Source organism: Clostridioides sp. ZZV14-6345, from assembly GCF_020657775.1.
Classification (GTDB): Bacteria; Bacillota; Clostridia; order Peptostreptococcales; family Peptostreptococcaceae; genus Clostridioides; species Clostridioides difficile_D.
This window is the reverse complement of sequence record NZ_JAGWCX010000105.1, coordinates 1-7,279: the sequence shown is the minus strand read 5'-3', so window position 1 is coordinate 7,279 and position 7,279 is coordinate 1. Positions and strand designations below refer to the sequence as shown.

The 7,279-nt window shown below is 29.7% G+C and carries 8 protein-coding genes; all 8 read right to left on the bottom strand.

Annotated elements, in window-relative coordinates:
* Positions 1-103: 103 nt before the first annotated feature.
* From KGF39_RS18500 to KGF39_RS18465, 8 genes are read right to left on the bottom strand one after another with little or no spacing between them, the layout of a single operon-like run.
* Entirely contained in the window at positions 104-1,885 is a 1,782-nt protein-coding gene (locus KGF39_RS18500; RefSeq protein ID WP_227823436.1) for a hypothetical protein, read from the bottom strand.
* 22 nt (positions 1,886-1,907) lie between these two features.
* On the bottom strand, positions 1,908-2,708 hold the full coding sequence (locus tag KGF39_RS18495) for a phage tail protein (protein WP_227823435.1): 801 nt from the start codon (positions 2,706-2,708) through the stop codon (positions 1,908-1,910).
* On the bottom strand, positions 2,701-3,348 hold the full coding sequence (locus tag KGF39_RS18490; RefSeq protein ID WP_227823434.1) for a YmfQ family protein: 648 nt from the start codon (positions 3,346-3,348) through the stop codon (positions 2,701-2,703). The genes KGF39_RS18495 and KGF39_RS18490 overlap by 8 nt, the downstream gene beginning before the upstream one ends.
* Entirely contained in the window at positions 3,345-4,478 is a 1,134-nt protein-coding gene (locus KGF39_RS18485) for a baseplate J/gp47 family protein (protein WP_227823433.1), read from the bottom strand. Before KGF39_RS18485 ends, KGF39_RS18490 begins: the two co-directional genes overlap by 4 nt.
* 11 nt (positions 4,479-4,489) lie before the next feature.
* A complete protein-coding gene (locus tag KGF39_RS18480; protein ID WP_227823432.1) occupies positions 4,490-4,948 on the bottom strand; it encodes a DUF2634 domain-containing protein in 459 nt (152 codons plus the stop codon).
* Positions 4,923-5,288: a hypothetical protein gene (locus KGF39_RS18475; RefSeq protein ID WP_227823431.1), complete on the bottom strand. Its 366-nt coding sequence runs from the start codon at positions 5,286-5,288 to the stop codon at positions 4,923-4,925. Before KGF39_RS18475 ends, KGF39_RS18480 begins: the two co-directional genes overlap by 26 nt.
* On the bottom strand, positions 5,281-6,243 hold the full coding sequence (locus KGF39_RS18470; RefSeq protein ID WP_227823430.1) for an XkdQ: 963 nt from the start codon (positions 6,241-6,243) through the stop codon (positions 5,281-5,283). The genes KGF39_RS18475 and KGF39_RS18470 overlap by 8 nt, the downstream gene beginning before the upstream one ends.
* A complete protein-coding gene (locus tag KGF39_RS18465) occupies positions 6,240-6,854 on the bottom strand; it encodes a LysM peptidoglycan-binding domain-containing protein (protein ID WP_227823429.1) in 615 nt (204 codons plus the stop codon). Before KGF39_RS18465 ends, KGF39_RS18470 begins: the two co-directional genes overlap by 4 nt.
* Positions 6,855-7,279 lie beyond the last annotated feature (425 nt).

Sequence of the window (7,279 nt, the reverse complement as noted above, 5' to 3'; positions counted from 1 at the left end):
CTAAAACATTACCTGTTGCTTCTCCTGTTTGGAGTAATATTTTTCCGTCTTGATTGTAAATTATTCTATTTCCTCTTTCCATTTTTAATTACCACCTTTCGTATTATTCATAAGCATACCATGTAAAACTTTCTCCAACAACACACACATATTCGTTTTCTCCGCTAAGCCTACCAGTATGTGCTACACTTAGCACAAAAGAAGTATTGGAATAGCTTTTAATAAGTGTTGAAGAACCAAAATATTCATAATTCCCTTCAAAATACCTACCTACAACACCAACAATATTGTCACTAGCGATTTTAGGGTATCTAACATATTTAGACCGAGTTTTATTTTTAAGTGTAAAATTTTCAACAACAATCAAGCGAGGAATAAAATCTAAATTAAACCTCACCTCAAGAGTTTTTATTCCACTTTCCAAATTAATATAAAAGTTTTCATAATCATTTTGAGTAAAGGTATAAGTACCCTTAGCCCACTTTTTTCTTTGACTAAGTTGATTGGTCAATTCTGTTATCTTATTTTGTAACTCCTCAACGCTAGCATCTGCTGAACTAAATGCTATACCTATCATTTCTCCTATTTCTACTAATGTGTTATTTAATGTAGCATTTATATTTTTTAATGCTAATTTATTAATAATATGTGTTTTCCCATTTAAAAAACTATCTTTTATTATTGATACAGTATTTGCTATATCCTTGAGTGAATCATCATCTTGTGGTGGTTGAACTCCGTTTGATACACTTACTAATTTTTCATTTACTCCATTCGCATCTGTTACTTTTATCTTAATTGTGTGTATTGCGTTATCTTCTAATGTGTAGTTAATTGTTTTCTCTACTGTTAAATCTGTTGTTATTGTTTCTTTTAAAGTATCATCTAGAAATACCTCTATCTTATTTAAATTATTGTCTAAATCTGATACTATGAATTTTACTTGTGTACTATTAAATTCATTTACTGTTATTTGAGGTAAATTATTACTCCTAGTAAATGTATATGTTCTTGTTGTACTAGCTCCGTTATTATCTGTAGCAATAATACTTATTGTATTATTAGAACCAATTGGAAGAGCTAATACTCTTTCATCTGTTAACGTAATTTCCTTTTCTCTATTTTTCTCTATATTTGTGATATTTTCTAAAATAGTAGAATTAAGTTTAGTAACAACATTTACTGTATCTCTGTAATCTAAGTCATTTACTGTGTACTTTAAAGTAAATCCCTTACTTTTATTCCCTATATTTTCATTTGTCCCCCTTATGCTTGGTGCATTATTAGATTTTGTAAATGTATAATTTCTATAAATAGCAGATACCCCATAGCCACCTGTAACTTCTATTTTAATCTTATTAGTAGAGTTTAATTGAAGTGACAAGACAAGGGAGTCAGGCACATTTATAGTATATTGAGTATCTTTTACCGCTTGCTTCGTATCAAACAAAACATCATTTAAATATGCTTTTACTGTGTATGTGTAACTATCTTCATTTGTTATTGTATAATCTATACCAAACCCTCTACTCTTAGAACCAAGCGAGCCATCTGTTCCACTTATGCTTGGTGTTGTGGATTTATATTGGCAATCAAAGTAACAGTCTTCTGTATATCTAGTCCATTCACTTGAATTTTGTGGTGAAAAAAAATAGCTATATGTTAATTTATAACGATTACCTGGATAAGCATCAAAGCTTCCGCTTTTATCCCACCCAACAGAAGTACCATCTGGTAATGTGCAACTCATCATATCGTATGCACCGTTGGAATCGGCAGCATTTTTTTTATCGCAATAATTCCAAGGTTTTATAGTAATTTTAGTAGCAGGTTTTTGTACTGTTATAAGTGAAGGCACATATAATCTTGGAAAATGTACACTCATACATATCACTTCCTCTCTTTTTTTATATAGGTAGCATATCTTTTAAACTATTTATTAAACTAACTCTAGCAGTATTTACACTAGTACATAACTCATCTATTGCCCCTTGGACATTGGTAGAATTTAGTTTACTTACTGTATTATCATAACTTGTTTTATCTGCTGTTGTTTCTATACTATCTACACTAGTTTTTACCTCATTTATTGCACCAACAAGACTAGTTTTATCTGTTGTAGTAAGTTGTGTTGTATCTCCTATTTTATCCCCTAATTCTTTTTTAGCATCATCTATTTTCTTATTTGTTGCTGTATTATTATCAGTTATCTTTTTATCTAAATTAGTTATACTTGTTTTTATTTTTTCTTCATCTTTTTTAGTTAAAAATATTGCAGTTGGGTCAACAACTAATGTCACTTTCTCCACATTAGATACTTCTATGATAAATTTTAAGTATAAGTCTTTCATGGCTCCATTGCCAATCTTTGGCTTGTAAGTTTCGGGGCTTTTGCAAATTGCAATCATATCTCCTTCATTATCTATAAGAGCCATTTCTCTAACTGTGAATCCACCTATCGAACCAGGAATACATGCTGTTGCAATAATCCAGTTAGGATTATTCTCATCATTATCAAAAGCGTTTATATTACCTTCCCAAACTTTATTTTTTAATGTTGTTTGGTCTTCTGTTAGATTATAATAATTTCCTCCACCATCACCTGCTTGAATCTTTTCTAATACTACTGGCTTACCTAACATTCCTGCATTGGCAATCTTAGCTTTACCTATATTTGTTAGTATTGTGTAAAATTGTTCATCAGCCATTTATACCACCTCCTTTTGGATATACTGTTAATGTTTCTGAACTCATGTTATGAGCTAGTGCAAACTTGGCTTTAACACTTGCTTTTACTTCTTTACTTGTATAAGGATATACTGTTATTTCTTCGCTCATAATTGTTGTTTGTGCAAAATAAGTTCTACTTTTTAATAGAGATACTAACTTATAGCTTACAGATAAATGAGAAGGTTTTATAACATTTACTCTTTTATATAAATCTTCTAAGCTTCTAGGAAAACCTTGAGTACTGGTTAATTCAACACCAAAAGTGTATGGAGCTATGTTTTCATTTATTTTTATATCTGCACCTGTATAAGATTGAAGTATCATAGACATCCTTTTAGGTGTCATGATATATTTACTTTGAAGTTTAGCAATGACTTTTCTTCTTCTAGTTTCCATATCTTCATCTAAATTAGTAATCAATCCTACTCTATTTTCCCAAAAGTTTAAACCCCATGTTGCAGTTTGAGGAAATAATTGCAATTCTATTTCTTTATTTAATAATTCTAGATTATCAAATTCGCTTCCTATAGCTTCATATATAGAGTTCATAACTAAAGATTGTTCATAGATAGGAGATAATGTTAGAAGCATTTCTCTACCCTTTTTAGAAGTTATCACGCTATCACCTCATTGATTATCTCACCTATTCCAACAACTTGGTCATTTAAAATAATATTTGTTGTTCCATCATTTATTGTCAAGTTAGAAAAATCTTGTATTCCTTCATCTGCAAGCATCATAGAACCTGTTAGCGAATAAATTGCATTATAAGAAACAGTACCTCCAATATCTATTTTATCAAGATATTTGTCTATTTTATTTTTTAAGATATTTAGCACAGTTTCTTGACTAAATCCATTTGCAAACACAAAACTAGCTTTTACATTAATTAGTAATGTTTGTGGAGTAGCTATAGTTACAATAGCACCTATAGGAGCTTTTCCATCTCGATTTTGACCCTCTTTCACATTTGGATATATATATTCTTGAACCTTATCTATTAATTCTTGTGTTGCTGCTTTTCTATTTTTATCTAGTATTAATACTTTTACTGTCCCTGCTCCATTCCATTCGGGAACTACATAAGCATATCCAACTCCATCGACTTCTTTAGCCCATCTTATATAATCCGAACTGGCTCCACTAAGTTTATCTTCTTGTTCTGCTACAAGAACTCTTTCTCTAAAATGTTCTTCATCTTCTATATCTGTTCCACCCTTAAAGCTTTCTTTATTAGTAACAGATTTAACACCACTAATAGAACCTAGTAAAACGGATACACTACCTTCAGACACATTCCCTATAGTTCCTGCAACTCTACATTCTGCTTTAATATCTACTGTTTCATTTTCTCCTATATTTTTAGTTTCAAGAAGCTCAAATTCTATACTCTGTTTTTCATCTGTAGCTATAGTTGTAACAATAGTTCCTTTTGTAATGATAGTTCCTTGCATACCTGTAAATGTAATAACTCCAGTAGCCTTAGTTGGTTGATTTTTAAATACTCCCTTGCATTCTCCTAACCATTCTAAATAAGTTCCATAGCTAGTTTGAGGAAATGCTATCTTTAAATTATTTTGTAATCCTAGTTGTTTTAATTCAGCTATCTGCTCTGCTGTAGGTCTTGTTGCATCATAGATAAAGTCACCTTCTAATGTAGAAATATCTTGGAAGTTACTTAACATCCTTTGATGAACAGTTTCTTCATCTTCGGTTAAAAATACTGGTATAGGTAGCTCTCTTTCCATGTAATAATCACCTACCTTTTTATATTGCCATCAATTACTATATTTTCATCATCTATTGTTAGTACATCAAATTCATAACTAACAAGCCTACTATTTTCAAGCCAAACAAATATAAAATTACTAACTTCTTTTGTATATGGATGAACTAAAATAGTTTCTTTTATTAATCTAGTTATTTCAAGCTCTTTTGCACTTTGAGATAAGTTAGTAGCAATTAAGTCTTTTATTTCACTTCCATATACACTAGAATAAGCTGACCTTTTGTACCTAGGTGTTAATATAGCCTTTTGACACCATTGTTTATATGCTTGGACTTTATCACATTTTTTTAATGTTCCATCTGCATTTTTGACAAATTCACCTTTTATAAAGTCAAATAAAAAAGAACCCTTTAGGTCCAGTTCATTCTCATTATTATTTTTTAATTCTACAGTTTCAAAAGTTTCATTTTGAGGAAATAGGTTTGGCATTTGCAACCCTCCCAATTACTACAAATTCAGCTCCCATAATAGCTACTAACACCTTATCTCCTATAGCCAATGGCTTTAATTCTTTTGGAGTTTCTATTTTATGTTTATGCTTATATTCTCCACTTGAAGCTTCATCTGAAAAAGTAAAATAGTCCTCTTTTAACATAAGATTCTCTAATACTAGATAATCCTGTATTTCATCTTTATAGCCACTAACTTTAAGCCCATTTGATGTTATTTCTGCAAGTTCACAACCCATTCCAAAAGTGCCATTTGCTACACTTTTATTCATTTTTTCTTTCAATATTCTAGCAACTCTATTAAACCTAGCATCAGTCATTTGTATAAAACTTCCTCCTTATATATTCTAGTGTACCAACATTTAATTTCATTTTTGGGGTAGAATCTAATGTATGAGTAACATCTATAACATAATATTCTTTACTTTTTAAACTTACCTTGTCACCTGCTCTTATTCTATTTATATCTACTGCACAATCTACACTTATTGTTTCCTCTCCGCTATTGAACATTGCTTCTGCTGCTTTCTTAGCTTCTTTAGCATTTTTTATCTTTTCATCTTGTTTAATTTTTTGTAGTGTTCCATACTTATCTGAGTCCTTCTTATATGTTCCAATAACAGATGCTTTTGTATTTTCATCTTTACTCTTACCTAGCACTTTTACACTTGTTACTGCATCATTAAAACTACTTGTAAAGTTAGCATCTTCTAATATACTATCTAATTTATATACATTTGCATTAGTACCAAGCTTAAATAATTTTAACTTATTATCCATCCTTACCCTAAATAAGTCTCCACCCTTACTTGCAGTTTCTTTTAGGTCTTTTTTAATCATATCTAGTATATTAGTCTTATGTATTACTTTAGCAAGCTTCTTCTCTGTGTTGGCTAGATTGTAGTAAGGTATATTCCATTGCTTACAGTAATATTCAATTCTCTGTGTTGCTGTATTTTCTTTAAAACTATATTGTTCTTCTGATTCTTCCATATAGACTGTTCTTTCTCTGCAAGACAATGTCAGTTTCTTACTCTTTTCACTTCTTCTAGTTTCCCATATGACTCCATCAAAGATTGTTTCTTCTTTTTTACTCTCATATGCTATATCAATTAGAACTATTTTATCACCTTTTTTAATATTTATATCTTTAAGTTGTTTAGGTTCTATTAAAGATACATCCATCTTATATGCAACTCCGTCTATAGCTTCTGAAAGAGTTATTCCCTCATTAAAATTTGCAATATCATATTTTCCATTTAGTATTATTTTCATTTAGAAGGTATCACCAACTTTTGCCCTTTTTTAATCACATTAGGATTTTTACCAATGACTTTTTTATTTTCGGGTATATTGTAAATCTCTTTCCACCTTGAACCCTTACCTAAAAGATTTTTAGCTATCTTATATAATGTATCACTTGCTTTAACAGTATATATTTTAGATTTAGTTTGAGTATTAGGTCTATTATCTTTTAAGTCTGTTTTAGCATTACTCTTAGTCTCTTTTTTTAATGTCTCTATCTTCAGTTCTCTGTAAGTTCTAAATGTTATCTCAATGTCCCTATCTTCTTCTCTTCCTGCTGTTTGAGTATTGCTAAAACTAGATATTGTAACTAATCCATTGTAGCCAAAACCAGTTATAATAAGTCTTAGAGGTTCGGCTTGGTCTACCCATTTTTCAAGCATTGCAACTATTTCAATCGGATTTTTTAACTCGCTATATCTACAATAAGAAGCATCAAATTGAAAAGGTAGAAATGTTTTAAATGATATTTCTCTTATCTTCTCCCCTTCTTTTTTAATGTCAAATTCGCCTAAGTTTACTATATCTACAGTTTCAAACCTTTTTTCTTTTTCATTTTTTAGATAAATATCTATTACCAAGTTATCACTTCCTTTCTAAAGTATTTTTTAACATTACACCGCAGTTTTCTTACCATAAATTCACTTCCTTTGATTTTTTGTATAAAAAAACACCTACTCATTCGTAAGTGCTTTCCTCTATTTTATTTAAACAATGAAATTTGAGTAAAAAATATCTACTCATTTATAGATATTTTATAAATTAATAGTTTCATAATCAAGTTTTTATTATTTTTTTATAAAAATTTTCACTTTTTTATTGACTATAAACAATATTTTTTCTAATTTGTGGTATAATAAAAGCAAGAAGAACTACAATCTATTTGAAACTAGAGTGGAGTTCGTAATTTAATACTTATTTGAACTTATGGAACTTTATTTTAAAATCAAGTTCCCAACCACTCTTAGTTGCCCTTTGAGTGGTTTTTTACGTTTTTTAAGTAAAT